The sequence below is a fragment of the Paenibacillus oenotherae genome (assembly GCF_019443105.1).
GTDB lineage: Bacteria > Bacillota > Bacilli > Paenibacillales > Paenibacillaceae > Paenibacillus_Z > Paenibacillus_Z oenotherae.
Genome location: NZ_JAHZIJ010000001.1, coordinates 362,958 through 380,715, shown reverse-complemented (window position 1 = coordinate 380,715; position 17,758 = coordinate 362,958). Strand labels below are relative to the sequence as shown.

General features: G+C 50.9%; 19 protein-coding genes. All 19 read left to right on the top strand.

Annotation, left to right across the window (positions count from 1 at the left end; all coding sequences use genetic code 11):
• Position 1: 1 nt before the first annotated feature.
• On the top strand, positions 2-586 hold the full coding sequence (locus K0T92_RS01770) for a lysophospholipid acyltransferase family protein (protein ID WP_219870698.1): 585 nt from the start codon (positions 2-4) through the stop codon (positions 584-586).
• A gap of 97 nt (positions 587-683) precedes the next feature.
• On the top strand, positions 684-1,913 hold the full coding sequence (gene rpsA, locus K0T92_RS01765; protein ID WP_219870697.1) for a 30S ribosomal protein S1: 1,230 nt from the start codon (positions 684-686) through the stop codon (positions 1,911-1,913).
• Between the two features lie 140 nt (positions 1,914-2,053).
• Positions 2,054-2,683: a YphA family membrane protein gene (locus K0T92_RS01760; protein ID WP_219870696.1), complete on the top strand. Its 630-nt coding sequence runs from the start codon at positions 2,054-2,056 to the stop codon at positions 2,681-2,683.
• An 8-nt stretch (positions 2,684-2,691) separates the two neighbouring features.
• On the top strand, positions 2,692-3,615 hold the full coding sequence (locus K0T92_RS01755; protein WP_246627849.1) for a YIEGIA family protein: 924 nt from the start codon (positions 2,692-2,694) through the stop codon (positions 3,613-3,615).
• Positions 3,608-3,787 carry a capping complex subunit for YIEGIA gene (locus tag K0T92_RS01750; RefSeq protein ID WP_219870695.1) on the top strand — a complete coding sequence of 60 codons (180 nt, stop codon included), beginning with the start codon at positions 3,608-3,610 and terminating at the stop codon, positions 3,785-3,787. Before K0T92_RS01755 ends, K0T92_RS01750 begins: the two co-directional genes overlap by 8 nt.
• A 139-nt stretch (positions 3,788-3,926) precedes the next feature.
• Positions 3,927-5,249 (top strand): ribosome biogenesis GTPase Der, encoded by a 1,323-nt coding sequence (gene der, locus K0T92_RS01745; protein WP_219870694.1) that lies wholly within the window; start codon positions 3,927-3,929, stop codon positions 5,247-5,249.
• Between the two features lie 209 nt (positions 5,250-5,458).
• Positions 5,459-6,052 (top strand): glycerol-3-phosphate 1-O-acyltransferase PlsY, encoded by a 594-nt coding sequence (gene plsY, locus K0T92_RS01740; protein ID WP_219870693.1) that lies wholly within the window; start codon positions 5,459-5,461, stop codon positions 6,050-6,052.
• A 12-nt stretch (positions 6,053-6,064) separates the two neighbouring features.
• Positions 6,065-7,102 (top strand): NAD(P)H-dependent glycerol-3-phosphate dehydrogenase, encoded by a 1,038-nt coding sequence (locus K0T92_RS01735; protein ID WP_219870692.1) that lies wholly within the window; start codon positions 6,065-6,067, stop codon positions 7,100-7,102.
• A 131-nt stretch (positions 7,103-7,233) separates the two neighbouring features.
• Positions 7,234-7,515, top strand: a complete 282-nt coding sequence (locus K0T92_RS01730; protein ID WP_219870691.1) for a stage VI sporulation protein F — start codon at positions 7,234-7,236, stop codon at positions 7,513-7,515.
• A 169-nt stretch (positions 7,516-7,684) separates the two neighbouring features.
• The gene (locus K0T92_RS01725; protein ID WP_219870690.1) at positions 7,685-7,864 is read left to right on the top strand and encodes a DUF2768 family protein; all 180 of its coding nucleotides are present in this window, start codon (positions 7,685-7,687) and stop codon (positions 7,862-7,864) included.
• A 47-nt stretch (positions 7,865-7,911) separates the two neighbouring features.
• Positions 7,912-8,208 (top strand): 2Fe-2S iron-sulfur cluster-binding protein, encoded by a 297-nt coding sequence (locus tag K0T92_RS01720; RefSeq protein ID WP_219870689.1) that lies wholly within the window; start codon positions 7,912-7,914, stop codon positions 8,206-8,208.
• 17 nt (positions 8,209-8,225) lie between these two features.
• Positions 8,226-8,819, top strand: coding sequence for a nucleotidyltransferase family protein (locus K0T92_RS01715; protein ID WP_219870688.1), 594 nt, complete (start codon positions 8,226-8,228; stop codon positions 8,817-8,819).
• Positions 8,820-8,821: 2 nt separating this feature from the next.
• Entirely contained in the window at positions 8,822-9,166 is a 345-nt protein-coding gene (locus K0T92_RS01710; protein ID WP_219870687.1) for a 2Fe-2S iron-sulfur cluster-binding protein, read from the top strand.
• 40 nt (positions 9,167-9,206) lie between these two features.
• The gene (locus K0T92_RS01705; RefSeq protein ID WP_219870686.1) at positions 9,207-9,938 is read left to right on the top strand and encodes a hypothetical protein; all 732 of its coding nucleotides are present in this window, start codon (positions 9,207-9,209) and stop codon (positions 9,936-9,938) included.
• A gap of 346 nt (positions 9,939-10,284) precedes the next feature.
• A complete protein-coding gene (gene spoIVA, locus K0T92_RS01700; protein ID WP_219870685.1) occupies positions 10,285-11,763 on the top strand; it encodes a stage IV sporulation protein A in 1,479 nt (492 codons plus the stop codon).
• A gap of 1,645 nt (positions 11,764-13,408) precedes the next feature.
• Positions 13,409-14,521: a sugar ABC transporter substrate-binding protein gene (locus K0T92_RS01695; protein ID WP_219870684.1), complete on the top strand. Its 1,113-nt coding sequence runs from the start codon at positions 13,409-13,411 to the stop codon at positions 14,519-14,521.
• A 120-nt stretch (positions 14,522-14,641) separates the two neighbouring features.
• Positions 14,642-16,132, top strand: a complete 1,491-nt coding sequence (locus tag K0T92_RS01690) for a sugar ABC transporter ATP-binding protein (protein WP_219871163.1) — start codon at positions 14,642-14,644, stop codon at positions 16,130-16,132.
• Complete coding sequence (locus tag K0T92_RS01685) at positions 16,129-17,115, top strand: ABC transporter permease (RefSeq protein WP_219870683.1); 987 nt, start codon at positions 16,129-16,131, stop codon at positions 17,113-17,115. Before K0T92_RS01690 ends, K0T92_RS01685 begins: the two co-directional genes overlap by 4 nt.
• 259 nt (positions 17,116-17,374) lie before the next feature.
• The gene (locus tag K0T92_RS01680) at positions 17,375-17,650 is read left to right on the top strand and encodes an HU family DNA-binding protein (protein ID WP_219870682.1); all 276 of its coding nucleotides are present in this window, start codon (positions 17,375-17,377) and stop codon (positions 17,648-17,650) included.
• The last annotated feature ends 108 nt before the right edge of the window (positions 17,651-17,758 follow it).

The window sequence follows — 17,758 nt, the reverse complement described above, 5'->3', positions numbered from 1 at the left end:
TATGTTATATAAAGTTTGCCGTGGCTTGCTCCGTTTCCTATACGCAATATTTTTCCGTTTTGAAGCACATGGCATTGAGAACATTCCGGCAACGGGTCCAGTCGTTCTGGCCTCTAACCATATCAGCGTGTTCGACCCGCCGACAGTCGGCATCAAGCTGGACCGCAAGGTGCAGTTCATGGCGAAGGCGGAGCTGTTCAAGATCCCTCTATTCGGTCCATTGATCCGGAATGTAGGGGCCTTTCCCGTGAAGCGCGGGGGAGTCAGCAAGGACGCGATCAGATCTGCCATCAGCTTGCTCGAAGCTGGCGGAATAATGGGGATTTTCCCTGAAGGAACACGCGGCGCCGGAGATGGCATGGGCAAGAAGGGCGCAGCGATGATTGCGCTAAGAAGCAAGTCAACGGTTGTGCCGTGCGCGATTATCGGTCAGTATGGCCTATTCCGCAAGATGAGAATTTATTATGGCAAACCGATTGATATGACTGCATTTATTCAAGATTCTTCTTCCGATGTGCTTGAGAGATTGACAGATGCCATCATGAATGAAATTCGTACAATGGTACATCAGAGAAAAGGCAAGTGACTGGGATTGTTTTAGGCGGTGCGCTGCAGGTTGTTGTTTCAATCCGCAGTATGCACGTTTAAATAAAGTTGGGGTATGAATTGAGGAGGTATTTTAAATGTCAGAAGAAACAAACGTTCAAGAATCCGTTCCTGCGGAAACGATTAGCCAGGAGGCTATGGATAATTTCGTCTCCTTGAAAAAAGGCGACACCGTGAAAGGCACGATCGTCAAAATTGAGGATAACCAAGCTTATGTGAGCCTTGGATATAAATATGACGGCGTCATTCCGCTTCGCGAGCTTTCCTCGGTTCAGCTTGAAAATGCTGCCGATGCTGTTGCAATCGGTCAAGAAGTAGAGCTGAAGGTTGTCAGCATTGACGATGAGAAAGAGAAGCTTGTCCTCTCGAAGAAAATTATCGACGGTGAACGCGCATGGGATGTGCTGCAAGCACGCTTCGACAACGGCGAAGTTTTCGAGGTTTCGGTTGCCGATGTTGTTAAGGGCGGCCTTGTTGCCGATGTTGGCGTTCGCGGATTCATCCCCGCTTCCATGGTAGAGCGTCACTTTGTAGAGGATTTCAGCGATTACAAGGGTCGTACGCTTCGCGTTAAGGTGAAGGAAATCGACCGTGAGAACAACAAAGTTATCCTTTCCCAGAAAGAAGTTCTGGATCAGGAATTCGAACAGAACAAGCAGCAAGTAATTGGCGCCCTTGAAGTGGGCCAAGAGCTTGAAGGAACGGTTCAACGCTTGACGCCATTCGGCGCATTTGTTGATATCGGCGGCATCGATGGACTTGTCCACGTATCCGAGCTTTCGTGGCAGCATGTTGCACACCCTAAAGACATCGTAACTGAAGGCCAATCGGTTCGTGTTAAGGTGCTTAAGGTTGATCCGGCTGCTGGCAAGATCAGCCTGAGCATGAAAGCGGCAGAGCCAGGACCATGGGATACTGCAGGCAGCAAATTCAACGCTGGCGATATCGTAACAGGTACTGTTCGCCGTATCGTTACCTTCGGCGTATTCGTTGAAATTGCACCAGGCGTTGAAGGCCTTGTTCATATCTCGCAGCTTGCGCACCGTCATGTGGCAACTCCTCATGAGGTTGTGCAAGAGGGCCAAGAGGTTAAAGCGAAGGTGCTTGACTTCAACCCTGCCGAGAAGCGCGTAAGCCTCAGCATCAAGGAAACGGAAGAAGCGCCAGAGCAAGCTCCAAGACCGGAGAGAGCGCCTCGTCAACAGAAGATTGAAGCGATCGACAATCCGAATGTAAGCCTTAGCAACCAAAGCATGAGCTACTCGCTTGCAGAACGTTTTGGCGACAAACTGAGTAAACTGAAATAGACCGTCATCACGGTCTATCTGAAAGCCGTCTATCTGGCAGATCTCTGCTTGATGGGCGGCTTTTTTGCGTTTCACGAATCTCTGCGGTGATTGCAAATAGCCCAAGAAGCGCATAATACATCCATCGAGAGGTGATTGTGGTGAACGATGGATTCATTGCGGTATGGCTGCTGACAATCGGCATCATTCTGTACGCGACAGGCTGGGAGCAGCAGCTTGCAGACGGTGTTTCACGCCGGACGCTGGCTATTGTAATGGGAGGCATGCTGCTGTTGACTCCCTTTCACCTGGAGGCTGGCGTGATGCTGGAGGTGAAGCTAAGTGTGGTGCTGCTCCTCGTTGTCAGTGTCGTGGGTGTCATCATGGACAAGCCTGCCAACCAATTCGTATATACGCTCGCTTGTTCTTTTCTTGCAGGATTGGTATGGCTCTGGATTCGATTCATGTATGCGGTTGATCCGGTATTTACTGTGCTGGAGCCCGCATGGGACGGGGCGCTTGCCGCCGGTATGCTTGCAGGTATGCTAGTGGACCGCTTTCGCTCACAGCTGATGATTGTCTCCCTTGCGGCATCTGCTGCAATCGCGGGTGAATTAATAAGACCGTTCAGTAATGATGGGCCCTTCGTATTAGGGTCTTTCGCATGGTGGGATGGCCTGGCGATTGCTCTAGTGACGGGGCGGTTGACAGGAGGCTTGAAAAGAGCGCTGAAACGGCTTGGTGTATGGGCAGTCCGTGTCCGAAGCCGGGCGGATCACGAAGGGAGCTGAAGGACTTGATGGCTGGTATGGAATGGGGACAGCCGCACCAGGTGCTGTATGGCATCTTGCTAGGTGTGGCATTCGGAATTATTGCAAGGCTGCTGATGCTCCGAACGGATTACCGGCAGTATCCAACTTATCCGCATGGCAGAATTATTCATATTTCGCTTGGTGTAATCGCTGCGGCACTAGGCGCGGTCGCCGTGCCTGCGATGTACAAGAAGGATTATACGGCGATCACATTCCTGACGCTGGCCGCCCAGCAGTTCCGTGATGTGCGCAAGATGGAACGGGAAACGCTGTCCAAAATCGACAGTATGGAGCTTGTTCCCCGCGGAACAACGTATATTGAAGGGATCGCGATGGTATTCGAGGGCCGGAATTATCTCGTTATTTTTACGGCGCTAATGACCAGCTTCGCTTCTACCGCGCTTGGCCTGTTATGGGGGATTGTCGCAGGCTGCCTTACGCTGATTATTGTATATATATTGAAGTCAGGCAAAACATTGTCCCATATCGCAGAAGCTGCTGTAGCTCCGGTGCGTATTGACGGGCCTGATCTGTTCGTAGGCGATATCTATATGATGAACGTCGGCCTGGCATCGAACCGGGAGCTTGTTGCCGAGCGCGGGATCGGTGTTATTCTGACTCCTTACAATGCCAATGGCAAGGCAACGCTGGGCAATCTCGGGCAGCGGCAGGCAATATTGTTTGACTTGTCCACCATACTGGGCGTGTACCGCGATGACGGGGAGCCTGCTCTTGTGCCGATGGCCAAGCTGGACATGAAGGATGGGAGGCTTGGCATTTTTCTATTGCCCCAGGAATTAAATGCGGAGAAAGCGAGGGTGGTCGTGCAGCGGGTGCCGATTCTGGAATCTGCTGTGCGCATGCCGACTGAGGCTAGTGTGAACAAGGGGGAGGGGGAGCCAAGTGGCTAAGATCGTAGCAATTGTGACAATCAAGGGGGATGCTGTCGGCGGCGGCGCCCCGATTTTTGTAGAACCGGATAAGGAAAGACGGGAAACGACAGCGTTCTTGCTCGAAAAAATTTTGGATGCGAGCGCCCATGATTTGAAGAATGGAACATTCATTTTGGTTGATCGCCATTAACAATGAAAAGTTAGCCATTCCCGCTGTTTTTTGCTATGATGTAAGGCGTGAGTATTTTCAGAGAAGCATTTTTTATGCGATGTACACTCATTAATGATAAATAATACGGCCAAGCCGTTTAAGTTCGAGGAGTGAAACTATGTCTAAACCCATCATCGCCATCGTAGGGCGACCCAATGTGGGGAAGTCTACGATCTTTAACCGTATCATTGGCGATCGGTTAGCGATTGTGGAGGACAAGCCGGGTATTACGCGGGACCGTATTTATGGTACCGGGGAGTGGAATGGACGAGCCTTTAGTATTGTGGATACTGGAGGAATTGAAATTGATGGTGAAGACGAGATCATGAAGTCGGTCCGCATGCAAGCGGAGCTGGCGATTGAAGAAGCGGACGTCATCATTTTCATGGTAGATGCCAAAGCCGGATTGACCCACGCGGATGACGAAGTGGCGCAGATGTTGCTGCGTTCGCGCAAGCCAATTGTAGTAGCTGTCAATAAAGTGGATAACTTTAATCGACATGATGATATTTATGAATTTTACAGCCTGGGATTCGGTGATCCGGTTCCAATCTCCGGCGCACATGGCATCGGTATCGGCGATCTGCTGGATGCTGCGGTTGAGAGACTGCCTGAACTGGTGGAGGAGCATTACGATGACGATGTTATTCGGGTTGCGCTAATTGGCAGACCGAATGTCGGGAAGTCTTCGCTTGTGAATGCGCTGCTCGGCGAGGAGCGTGTTATTGTCAGTGACGTAGCAGGAACGACGAGGGATGCGATAGATACGCCCTTCGAGCGTGACGGGCAGAAATACGTGCTGATCGATACGGCGGGCATGCGCAAGCGCGGCAAGGTATATGAATCGACTGAGAAATACAGTGTTATGCGTGCCTTGAAAGCGATCGAGCGTGCGGATGTTGTATTAGTGCTGATCAACGGTGAAGAGGGCATTATCGAGCAGGACAAGCATATTGCCGGCTATGCGCATGAAGCGGGCAAGGCGTCTATCTTTGTCGTCAACAAGTGGGATACGGTTGAGAAAGACGAGAAGACGATGCAGTATTTTGAACAAAACATACGCGATCATTTTCTATTCATGACCTATGCGCCTGTTGTATTTCTGTCGGCCAAAACTAGATCGCGCCTGCATAAGCTGCTGCCTGTCGTTTGCCGGGTATCGGAGCAGCATGCTCTTCGTATTCAGACGCATATCCTGAATGATATCATCTCCGATGCGATTGCCATTAATCCGCCTCCGACCGATAAGGGCAGACGGCTGCGCATCAACTATGTCACACAGGTGGCTGTCAAGCCTCCGACGATTGTGCTGTTCGCCAACGACCCTGATATGATGCATTTCTCTTATGAGCGGTATTTGGAGAACAAGATTCGGGCAGCCTTCGACTTTGAAGGCACTCCGATTCGCATTTTCACCCGGAAGAAATCCGATGAAGACTAGAAAACGCGTTCTAATTGCTTATCTCACGGCGTAAAAGTAAATCGTCAAGGATGGCCAGAGCTTGGCGATGGCGCACCCTTGCGTACATGACAGATAAAGATATAGCGTTTCCGGAGGGCGAGACCTTCTCAAGTTCCTTATAAGCTGCCGGAGCAAGCTGCTTCAGAAGCGGCAGGGACTAAAGAGGGGTTTAAAAGGAGAGAGGAAAGTTGCTTACAGTCATCGCGGTAATCATCAGTTATTTATTAGGCTCCGTCTCATTCAGCATCTTAATTGCCAAATGGGTAAAGGGTATTGATATCCGAAACCACGGGAGCGGCAATGCCGGTGCCACGAATACGCTGAGAGTGCTCGGAAAAGGGCCTGGAACAGCTGTCTTTCTGCTCGATATCGTGAAGGGTGTGGTGGCTGTTGTGCTGGGCTACCTGCTCTCATATGGCGAATGGACAGCTGTTCTATGCGGTCTTGCCGCCATCATCGGCCATAATTGGCCGATCTGGTTCGGGTTCAAGGGCGGCAAGGGCATCGCGACTACAGTGGGTGTTATGGCAAGCCTGGCCTTGTGGCCAACTCTTATTGCGGGAGCTATTGCGATAGTCGCCATTGCGATAACACGCTACGTCTCCCTGGGCTCATTGCTGTTTGCCCTGTCAACACCCCTTCTTATTCTCATATGGCAGAAGCCGCAAGCGTTCTTCTGGGCAAGCCTTATCCTCTGTATCTTTGCTTTCGTACGTCACCGGAGTAACATAGTCAAGCTGTTACAGGGTCGCGAGAACAAGCTGGGTGCAAAAAGAAGGTAAAGGGGACTACATATGACAAGCAAAAAAGCAACCGTACTTGTCGCTGGCAGTTGGGGCACAGCACTGGCAGCCGTACTTGCGGACAACAACTATGATGTTACATTATGGACCCGGAACGAACAGCAAGCGAATGAAATCAATCATGAGCATCGCAATAGCAAATTTCTTACGGATGCTGTACTTCCTGATTTGATTAGAGCAACAACGGACATGGCGGAAGCGGTGACGGGAGCGGAGTTGGTGCTGTTCGCAGCACCTTCTTCAGCTATGCGTGCCGTGGCCAGACAAGCCGCTCCCTATATTGACGAAGCAACGCTTTGCATTCATGCAACGAAAGGCTTCGAATCCGAGAGCTTGAAGCGGATGACGACTGTATTGGCAGAGGAATTGGCATGTGATCCCAATCGCCTTGTCGTACTTTCAGGTCCGAGCCACGCGGAGGAGGTTGTACGCAGGCAGCCGACGACGGTTGTTGTTGCCTCAGCTTCGCAGGAAGCGGCAGAGCGCGCTCAGGATGCTTTTATTACACCGCATTTCCGCGTTTATACGAATACCGATGTTGTCGGTGTGGAAGTGGCTGGCGCCATTAAGAACATTATTGCGCTGGGAGCCGGGTTAAGCGATGGACTCGGCTTCGGTGATAATGCCAAGGCGGCGCTGCTGACCAGGGGACTGGCCGAGATCAGCCGTCTTGGCATGGCGATGGGAGCCAATCCGCTTACCTTCTCGGGTCTGGCCGGTGTCGGCGATCTCGTCGTGACGTGTACGAGCAGGCACAGCCGCAATTGGCGGGCAGGCTCTATGCTGGCTGAAGGGCTGGCGCTTGATGTCGTTCTGGATCGGATGGGCATGGTTGTAGAGGGTGTACGCACCACGAAGGCTGCTCATGCGCTTTCAGCCCAATTCGGCGTTGTTATGCCGATTACGGAGCAGCTCTACAAAGTTCTGTTCGAGAATCAATCGCCGCGAACGGCAGTTGAGGATCTGATGGGCCGTGGACGAACGCACGAAATGGAAGAGCTCTCAGAGGACTGGGGCCTACACCATTAATGAATTCCCCTCATATGATGCTGTATGCGCCATGGCTTGTGCTATGGAGCGGCATTAGCGCAAGACCCCTTGCTCGATAGGCTATGGAGCGGGTCCGGTTTGTGCGCACAAACGCATCTAGGAGGGGAAACATGAACGGCAAGGGCAATATATCCAAGGATGTACTAGGTGCCGTAAGCAAGAAGACCGGCAAAACAATATCTGAGAATGCAGTCAAAAAGCTGGCCAGCAGTGTAACGGAGACGACGATGCAGGATGAGGATGAGCTTCGCAAGCTGATTAAGCAGGTCTCGGCTATGGCGAAGGTGCCGGTAACGGATAAGACGGTGAATGATATCGTCGGAGCGGTCAAGAAGAGCGGCATGAATACGACTAACATGGAAATGCTGATGAAGCTGATGCTCAAGAAGTAACCATGAGGACATCAAGCGAAGGAGGCCGCGCTGTTAGCGGGGCGGCCGCTTTCCGCTTTGATGTCTTTTTTACATAGCGGCTCGCTCCTTGGCATTAACTAGCCTCTGGGTCTTCACTAATGGTATAATAGAACGAATATTTGTCGTATGGGGTGGATGAATTCATATTATGGATGCAATGACAAAAATGTGGGTATCACTTATAGGAATCGGATTGATGGCGCTTGCCGCGTTTCTTATTTCATTCGCACGTTATAAGACGAAGGGTGTCTTGAAGTTTGTTCTGTCGCTTATTGCCTTTATGTTTCTAGTGGTAGGCGGCATTCTCGGATTTATGTCTATCGCTTAATCGCAATCTATGCTGCAAGCTGCTAAGAGAGGAAGGCGCAGTAGAATATGTTGGAGCTCAAGAGCAGGACCAAATCAATTCAAGTTGAAGCGGAAGCAGGAATGTCATTATTGGATCTGGCTGTGAAGCACAATCTTGACTGGGCGTTCTCCTGTACCCGCGGAACATGTGCACGCTGCCGCTGCTTGATCGTAGAGGGCGCTCAGTATCTGGAAGAGGTTACGGATGCGGAATGGGACCGGATGGATCCGGAGGAATTCGATCAAGGCTACAGACTGGGCTGTCAAGCCATTGTCAAGGAAGGCGCCGGTGCCATTAAAGCGGTCAATCAACCGTATTTCTAACTAAAGGAAGTGGTCCGATGGACCGAAATGAGCATGTCATAAGAGCCCTTGCCATAATTGCGGATGCTGCTGCCGGGATGGATGCGGCATGGCTGGTCGGAGGAAGCGCAGGACTGCAGCTTCGCGGATTGAATCTGGAGCAGCCGCCGCGTGATCTGGATATCTATGCGGATGAGCAGGATGCGGTGAATCTTCATGTGGCGCTGCGCAACTATGCAACGGATGTGCAGCAAGAGAGTGTTAGCCCGATCTATCGCTCGCTTCTAAGCCACTATATCATCGAGGGAGTTCATGTCGAGCTGGTCGGCGGATTTGTTGTGTCCAGCGGGAATAACAGGTATGAGGTTGACATTAGAGGGGTGCTTGCACCCTTTCAACTGCCGGTAGAATGTGATGGACGCAGGGTCGGCGTTGTGCCGCTGGCACATGAGATGTGGTTTAACATCCTTCGCAGCCGGGCTGACCGCGTTGATCTTATCGTTGAGGAAGTGCGAGCGCAACCTGGGCTTCATCTGGATGCCTTCGGTGCGATTGAAGGACGCAATGCTCTCTCTATGGAATTGGTCAAGCAGACTCATGAACGAATTGGACTTGGGGAAACGAGGGGTTAATAGTGAATGTTGATATCACGTTTCTTCCTTCCGGACGCAGTGCTTCTGTTCGAGCGGGTACGACAGTGCTGGATGCTGCCCGCAAGGCAGGTGTGCCCATTCGTACCAGATGTGACGGCAAAGCCGCTTGCTTGATGTGCAAAGTGACGACGGCAAGCGGGCAAGGGCTTTCTCCTCTAAGCGACAATGAGCGGCGGAAGCTCGCGGGACTTGAAGGGCAAGGAACGAGACTCGCCTGCCAGACGAAGGTTACTGGCAAAGCGGTTGTTGAAGTGCCGGAGGATCCGCTGCGTGCAGCTGTCCGGCGACAATTGATGAGACAGGCGGAGGAAGATGAGCTTTGGTAGGAGCCAGTCTCATCCATACCGACAGGAGGACTTTGTGGCAATGAGAGGATTGAAGAACAGTACCGTAATGCTGGTGCTTGCAGTTATGGCGGTCGTGCTAACCGGATGCTTGTATCCGGAGGAGCAGATGGCGCAGAACCAGAAGCCGCCCAAGGATGTCATTATCAATATTCAGAGCGTAGTTGATCAGTATTATAAGGAAACGGGTCTGCTCCCCATTAAGAACAGCGAGGCGGATACACCGCTTTACGAGAAATATGTGATCGATTTCGCCAAGCTGCAGCGTATGAACTATTTGTCAGACATTCCTGCTGCTGCTTATGAGATGGGCGGCAACAATTATTTTTTAATTATTAACGAGGAGACCGATCCCGTTGTCAAGCTGATGAACCTTGTAATCTATCAGCGGGTGAACGATATTCAGGCCGCAGTGAAGAAATATGCCGATGCGAGCAATGGCCAGCTGCCTAAAGGCGAGACAGCATATCCGGATTTCTGGCGGATAGATTACGGAAAGCTGAATATGAAAGACCCTAATATTAGCAGCCTTTTCTCCGGACAGACCTTGTCTGCGATGATGGATGCCAAGGGGAATGTCTATCTTGATTATGGCATTGATGTGATGGGAGCGGTCAACAAGCTGGATGCGGGCAGCAAGCCGGACAGCTCGGCTGATCTGCGTACATTGCTTGTGGAGCAGTCAGAATTTGTACCTGTTAAATCTACCGTGTACCGGCTGGTCGATGGCGAGCCGCAGGCCTTTCTTGAATAATTGCGGGCAGTTCGCGCTGTTGAAGCTATTTCGTTAAGTGGTTATGTCCACTTGCGGGATAGCTTTTTTTGTTGGCATACGAAGGACTCTTCTCTCATATATCTCAATCTTGGAAGGGCGGAGCCGGAGGATGGGCATGAATCGAAAGATTTCCTGTGAAAGTGGTCATATTTGGGTGGAAAGCGCAATAAGCTATTACTAGTCCAAAATCATGTACGAGTTGCGCACGCTGGTATGCATCAGCAACACGGCTGGCGGCGAACCCTGACGACTATCGCAGCATGAGGAACACGGCAGTAACGGTACGTCCATGTACTGGCGAATTTCGATTGGGAGGGGATATTCAGTGGAGAAAGTGGACATTTTCAAGGACATAGCCGAACGTACCGGTGGGGATATTTACCTCGGCGTTGTCGGTGCGGTCCGCACAGGCAAATCAACCTTCATCAAACGGTTCATGGAGACGGTTGTTCTGCCGAACATTACGAATGACGCCGATCGGGTGAGAGCCATTGATGAGCTGCCGCAAAGCGCGGCAGGCAAAACCATTATGACAACAGAGCCGAAATTTGTACCGAACCAAGCGGTGCAGCTGCGTGTAGCAGAAGGTCTGGATGTCAACATCCGGTTGGTAGACTGTGTTGGCTACGCGGTTAACGGGGCCAAAGGATATGAGGATGAGAATGGCCCGCGCATGATAACGACCCCGTGGTTTGAGGAGCCGATTCCGTTCCAGGAAGCGGCTGAGATCGGGACACGCAAGGTAATACAGGAGCATTCCACGCTGGGTGTTGTGGTCACAACCGATGGCACAATTGCGGAAATTCCGCGCAGCTCTTATGTGGAGGCGGAAGAGCGCGTCATCGATGAGCTGAAGGAAGTCGGCAAGCCCTTTGTGCTGATCGTCAATTCAACACGGCCGCGCAGTGAAGAGGCGCTTCAGCTTCGCAGTGAGCTGCAGGCCAAATATGATATCCCGGTTATGACGCTGAGCGTCGCTACAATGGGCGAGGAAGATGTGATGTCTGTCCTTCGCGAGGTGCTCTATGAGTTCCCGGTGCACGAAGTGAACGTCAATCTGCCGAGCTGGGTGATGGTGCTGAACGACCAGCACTGGCTTAGAAGCAATTATGAGAATTCCGTGCGCGACACCGTGAAGGATATTCGTCGTCTTCGCGATGTTGACCGTGTCGTTGCACAGTTTATGGAATATGAATTTATCGTCCGGGCTGGTCTTAGCGGAATGAATATGGGGCAGGGAGTCGCGGAGATTGATCTCTATGCACCGGATGAGCTATACGACCAGATTCTGATGGAAGTGGTCGGTGTAGAAATACGGGGCAAAGATCATCTGCTGCAACTGATGCAGGAGTTCTCGCATGCCAAGCGGGAGTATGACCGATTCGCAGAAGCGCTTGAGATGGTCAAGACGACCGGCTACGGCATAGCGGCGCCTTCCCTTGCAGAGATGGCGCTAGACGAACCGGAGCTGATACGCCAAGGCTCGCGATTCGGCGTGCGTCTCAAGGCGACTGCGCCATCGATTCACATGATCCGCGTTGATGTGGAATCCGAATTCGCGCCGATCATTGGCACGGAGAAGCAAAGCGAGGAGCTTGTCCGCTACTTGATGCAGGACTTCGAGAATGACCCTATCAAGATATGGGAGTCCGATATTTTCGGCAGATCACTCCACTCCATCGTACGCGAAGGTATTCAAGGCAAAATCGCCATGATGCCGGATAATGCGCGCTACAAGCTGCAGGAGACGCTTGGACGCATCATCAACGAAGGCTCCGGCGGATTAATCGCCATTATATTGTAAGAAGAGGAGAGACACGCCGAAAGGCGTGTCTCTCGCTTGTAGTGTGAGGGTTATTGCGATACCCCTGCATACTGTGATCTTGGTTGTGCCGCATGCATGCTGCATGCAGCAAGAAGCCGCGTTAGCTGCTCGCAGCATGCAGCAAGAAGCTGAGCGGCCCTTGCACAGTATGCGTGTTGTTGCAATGCCCAGCATGAAACATTCGGCTGAGCTAGCGCGCTTACAGAGTTGTAGTACTCAAGCTGATATGCCAAGGGTGATTCGATAAACAGAGAAAGCCTGCGCAAATGCAGTTTTTTTCGCATTTCAGCCTGCTGCAGACGAAGTGCCTGCCAAAGTGCAGGCTTTTCACCGTATTAGCCCCCTATAGGCCAATTCTGCCTAATATGCCTGCGCAAATGCAGGAATTCTACCTTCTACAGCTACTTTTAACCAGAATTCCTGCACTTGCGCAGGCTTCCTTTTTTCCTGCAGCAATGAGACCAGCAGCAATACCTTTATACACCGCACACCGCTAGTTGAGACATTGCCTGCCTCGTGCGAATAGCAGATAAAGATGCAGCAAACAGCGATATGTCTATTCTATCCAAGGGTGATACCATAATCAGATAAGAAGCCTGCGCAAAGGCCGTTTTTTTTCGCGTTTTAGCCTGCTGAAGATGAAGTGCCTGCCAAAGTGTAGGCTTTTCGCCGTATTAGCCCCCTATAGGCCAATTCTGCCTAATATGCCTGCGCAAATGCAGGAATTCTACCTTCTACAGCTACTTTTAACCAGAATTCCTGCACTTGCGCAGGCTTCCTTTTTTCCTGCAGCAATGAGACCAGCAGCAATACCTTTATTACACCGCACAAAGCATACCGCACGCTGCACACCGCATACTGCTAGTCGAGACAATGCCAGCCGCGAGTGAGTAGCCAGGCGGAACGCAGAACATGGCAGCCGTTGTTATGGACAGCATCCGCGTTAAGATTTCACTATTGTGAAATGATTTCATTATTGGTAGGAGAGCAGGTGTGAGCTGGATAAGTGAAATATGCTGTAATGATGGTGGTAGTTTGCTTGCTAGAGGAGGAGGACAGCTCATGCAGTTTGCGTAAGCAGCGCTTGAAGCGTTTATGATGCTTCGACGTTCTTTTGTAAGGGTAAGGTAGCTTTGAGGTTGGCATTGTTTTGACAGTGTGTATGCGGGGAACGCCAGTATGAGATGAGCAAGAGCAAGAGCAAGAGCAAGAGCAAGAGCAAGAGCGTGAGTATGAGTATGGGTGAATGTGAATATGAATATGAGGAGATAATTGTCTGGATTCAGATACTCTCTCGTGGAGTCACAGTACTGTGTAGCTGTTTGCGGTTTGATAACCAAGTCTGCTGCCAAGCTAGCTAGCTGAAATGAGTGCCGGGAGATCCGTAACCTATAAATGCGGCGGAACAGCGTGTCTGCAAGTATGCCACAACTTGGAAACCCGCGTAAAGAGGTTGCAATTGTGGGGGCGGACTTTTATAATGGCAGTTATGTTTGTTCGACATAATACTATTAATTTCGACTAAAATCGACATTAATAAATTAATTCCGATTGACATACTAGGAAAAGATGATACTATTATCATAGATCATTCACTTATAATTGATACAGGGGGAACAACACGATGAAACAATGGGGAAAACTATCGCTTATTTTTGTGCTTGCAGCTGTATTGCTAGTCGTTGCTGCTTGTGGCAATAAGCAATCTGAGAACAAGAGTGGGGAAGGAAACACTGGAAGTGCGGCAGAGACGAACGATGATGCTCAAGCCGGACTGACTTCGCTCAAGGGGAAGAAAATCGCACTTATTATGCAATTTAATACGGGAACATTCTCGGCTCAATATATTGAAGGGGTTAAGGAGCAGGCCGGCAAGCTGGGCGGAGAGGTGCAAGTTTTCGCTTCTGACAACGATCTCGGCAAGATGGTGTCCAATCTTGACGCTGCGATCAATCAGGGCTTTGACGGCATTCTGATCGACCATGGACAAGCAGGGGCATTGGAACCAGGCGTGAAGCGCGCTGTGGAGAAAAATATTCCTGTCGTCGTCTTCGATGCTGATATTAAAGTGCCTGGCGTAACTGTTCTGCAGCAGGATGATCAGAAGATGGCAGAAATGACGCTTGAAGAGCTTGCCAAGGATGCGGGCGGCAAAGGGTCTATCGTTAAAGTATGGGTAGCCGGCTTCGCACCGATGGAGCGCCGTCAGCTTGCGTACAACGCATTCCAAGCGAAATATCCGGACATTAAAGAAATTGCCGCATTCGGCAATGCGAACAATCCGGCATTGGATACACAAGCTCAAATGGAAGCTATTCTGACCAAATATCCGAACAAAGGTGACATTACTGCAGTATGGACCGCATGGGATGAATTTGCCAAGGGTGCAGCACGTGCCATTCAGCAAGCAGGCCGCACAGAAATTAAAGTATACGGAATCGACATGAGCGATGAGGACTTGCAAATGATTCAAGATCCGGCGAATCCATGGGTTGCATCCGCAGCTGTTGATCCTAAGGATATCGGCCGTGTGCAGGTTCGTTATCTATACCAGAAATTCCACGGTGACAAAACCGATGATGTTGTTGTTCTGAATCCTGTGTTTGTTCACAGAGATGCGCTGCCTAAGCCGCCGGAAACGGTAAGCACGACGAAGCTGAATGAATATGTCGAAGGTTGGGGCAACAGCGAGCAGGGTTACACGGATTGGCTGAAAGAGCTAGAAGCTGCCAAATAATAATAACGCACAGGAACAGGATGCGGGCAATCACTTCATGTGATTGCCCGCATCCTAAGTTTCGCATGACGCATTACTGTAGGAGGTGCGCGAGTGGCAAAGGCCAGCAAAGGGCTGAATATGCGCAACATTGGCAAGTCTTTCGCCGGAGTTCCTGCGCTTAGCGGAGTTGATTTTGAAGTTCGGCCAGGTGAGATTCATGCTCTTCTGGGTGCTAATGGGGCAGGCAAGAGCACATTGATGAAAATATTATCCGGCGCGTATACCAATGATTCTGGCGACATTGTAATCGACGGCGGAACGGCGGCGATACGCACGCCGGCTGATGCCAAGGCAAACGGCATTCACTGCGTCTATCAGGAAGTTGATACTGCCTTGGTGCCTCAGCTTACCGTGACGGAGAATGTGATGCTGGACCGCATCTCAGCGCCTGGCGGCAAGGGATGGCTGCGTTGGGGCAGTCTGCACCGGGAAGCGGAGTCTGTTCTATCACAGCTTGGAGCCCATATTCCGGTGCGCAAGCGTGTCAGCGAGCTCACACTTGCTGAGAAGCAGCTTGTCCTCATTGCCCGTCTTCTGACGGAGCAAGCGAGGTATGTCATATTTGACGAGCCGACTGCACCGCTCAGCCTTGATGAGGCCGAGCGGTTGTTCGGTGTCATGCAGCAGTTGAAGAATAACGGCATCGGCTGTATTTTCATTACTCATCGGCTGCCTGAAGTGTTTAGAATGTGTGACCGTATAACTGTGATGCGCGATGGGCGGCGTGTAATGACTGCGGAGACGCAGCACACGGATATCGAAGAGGTTGTCAGGGAGATGCTAGGCCGCAGCTTTGCTGAGGAATATCCGAAAACGGATGCGGTCATCGGCAGTACGGTGCTTACCGTATCCAAGCTGTCCCGCGCCCGCTACGTCCGTGATGTAAGCTTTGAGGTGAGAGCCGGAGAAATTGTCGCAATTGTAGGGCTCGTGGGAGCCGGCAAGACGGAGCTGTCCCGGCTGCTGTTCGGGGCGGACAAGAAGGATTCCGGGGACGTCCGTGTTTACGGTCGCCAGTTGGATTTATCCGATCCTGCGAGCGCGATAGCAGGCGGAATTGCGCTTGTTCCTGAGGAGCGGCGCAAGCAGGGCATTCTTGTATCGGAATCTGTAGGGCGCAACCTGAGCCTGCCGATTCTCAAGACGCTGACGCGGCTCGGATTTATCTCCAAGCAGAGAGAAACCAGGAATGCAGCCTCTATCATTGAGCGGCTTGGCATTAAGACCTCTTCTCCCGCGCTGCAGACGATGTACCTAAGCGGAGGCAACCAGCAGAAAGTATCTATTGGCAAATGGCTGTCAACGGATGTTGCTGTATTTGTGTTCGATGAACCGACAAAAGGTGTCGATATTGGAGCAAAAAGCGATATTTTTCGCATTATAGGCCAGTTGGCAGAGCAGGGGAAAGCGATCGTCTACCTGACCTGTGAATTTACAGAGGCGATGGGCATTGCCGACCGCATATTGGTTATGTGCGATGGCCGGCTTGCGGGTTCATTCCTGCGCGAGGAAGCGACGCAAGAGCAGCTGCTTTTATATGCCAGCGGTGGCGGGGAGGTTAACGGATGAAGAGCAAGGCGATGGACTTTACATTCAGATATGGATCCTTGATGATTATTGCTTTTGTTATACTATTTTTCTCACTATGGAATGAAAATTTCTTCACCTACGGCAATCTGACGGATATATTGCGGTCGATCTCGATTGTGACGTTTGTTGCTATCGGCGTGACATTCTCTTTGACGGTGGATGGCTTCGATTTGTCAGTGGGCTCGACAGTATCGCTGACTACGGTCGTAGCTGCGGCGTTAATGGTATGGTATGAGCAGCCGCTGTATGTCGTTATTATTTTACCGCTTGTACTGGGGGCGATCGTCGGGCTTATCAACTCGCTTCTCATCGTCCGCATACGCATTCCAGATCTGTTAGCTACACTGGCAATTATGTATATTGTGGCAGGTGTTCACAAAACGTTTACAAAAGGCTATTCCATCTATAATAATATGCAGCTGACTGATGGCACGACAGCGCCGGGAACCTTCGATGAATCATTCCTGTGGCTGGGACAAGGCAAATGGCTCGGGATACCCGTTCCGGTCATTCTGATGATCATTGCCGTTGTTCTCGTGCATCTGTTCTTCACCTATACGAAATATGGCCGTCAGATGGCGATGACAGGCGGCAATGAAGAAGCAGCAAGATTATCCGGCGTACGTGTAAAAAGAATCCGCACAGCGGCCTATGTGGCATCTGGAGTGTTTGCTGCTATTGGCGGCATTCTGTTCGCGGCCCGGGTAGGGACAGGGCAGGTCGATGCAGGAGCCTCGCTGCTCATGGAGTCCGTTGCCGCTGTTTTTGTCGGATATTCGGTGCTGGGTGCGGGCAAGCCGAACGTGATCGGGACGTTCTTCGGCGCGGTTCTGATCGGTGTTCTGTTGAACGGAATGACGATGATGAACCTGCAATACTATACAAACGATATTGTCAAGGGAAGCGTGCTGGTGCTCGCTTTAGCGGTTACTTTCATTCATTTGAACCGCAAAAAACAATAAAAACCGGGCTGCAGCGCTTTAAAACTTCCTAAGGCCCTTGAAATTCTATTTTCACTGTATTACTATAAATCTGTTCATGTTCAGCATGAAGGAGTTACAAACTTATCCACATTCTGATGAACGAGAGCGGCAAACACTCGTTGTCCTGACTATGAGGCGATATCGTTTACGCAGAGCCTGCAGGTATAAATTCTCAGGTTTCGGTAAAACAGAATGATAATGATGTACTCATGAGATGCTGTCAGGGGAGGTGAAAGAATTGAACAAAACGGAACTGATTGCGAAAGTAGCCGAATTGACTGACCTTTCCAAGAAAGACGCATCGAAAGCGGTTGATGCCGTTTTTGACGCCGTCTCCGACGCGCTGCAAAGCGGTGATAAAGTGCAACTGGTCGGATTCGGAAACTTCGAGGTGAAGAGCCGCGAAGCTCGTAAAGGACGCAATCCGCAAACGGGTCAGGAGATCGACATCCCAGCGAGCAAAATCCCTACGTTTAAAGCGGGTAAATCGCTGAAAGACCTTTGCTCCAAATAAGTCACGGCATATGCCGCCGATAACGTCCGGATGCCTCTGCGCATTCGGGCGTTTTTCATAACAAATCTGTATTGACATCACTATGGAAATCCAGTAGACTGGTCATTG